Origin of the sequence: Microbispora sp. H10836 (assembly GCF_012999525.1) — a bacterium.
GTDB lineage: Bacteria > Actinomycetota > Actinomycetes > Streptosporangiales > Streptosporangiaceae > Microbispora.
Genome location: NZ_JABBWU010000083.1, coordinates 1 through 584, shown reverse-complemented (window position 1 = coordinate 584; position 584 = coordinate 1). Strand labels below are relative to the sequence as shown.

At 70.0% G+C, this 584-nt stretch carries 1 pseudogene; it reads left to right on the top strand.

Annotated features, from left to right (window positions below):
* A pseudogene (locus tag HHX30_RS40390) lies at window positions 1-584 on the top strand (acetyl-/propionyl-CoA carboxylase subunit alpha); the annotation flags it as partial.

Sequence of the window (584 nt, the reverse complement as noted above, 5' to 3'; positions counted from 1 at the left end):
GAAGAGATCCCCGACCTGTACGAATCGGCCGTCCGCGAGGCCGTCACCGCCTTCGGCCGCGGCGAATGCTTCGTCGAGCGCTACCTGGACCGGCCCCGGCACGTGGAAACCCAGTGCCTGGCCGACACCCACGGCAACGTCGTGGTCGTCTCCACCCGCGACTGCTCACTGCAGCGCCGCCACCAAAAACTCGTCGAGGAGGCCCCCGCACCGTTCCTGACCGACGAGCAACTGCAGCTGCTGTACTCCTCCTCCAAGGCGATCCTGCGCGAGGCGGGCTACGTCGGGGCCGGCACGTGTGAGTTCCTCGTCGGCCAGGACGGCACGATCTCCTTCCTGGAGGTCAACACCCGGCTGCAGGTCGAGCACCCGGTCAGCGAGGAGGTCGCCGGCATCGACCTGGTCCGCGAGATGTTCCGCATCGCCGACGGCCAGATGCTGGGCTACGACGACCCGGTGTTGCGCGGCCACTCCATCGAGTTCCGGATCAACGCCGAGGACGCGGGCCGGGGCTTCCTGCCCGCGCCGGGGACGATCACCTCGATGCGGGTCCCGTCGGGGCCCGGGGTGCGGCTGGACGGCGG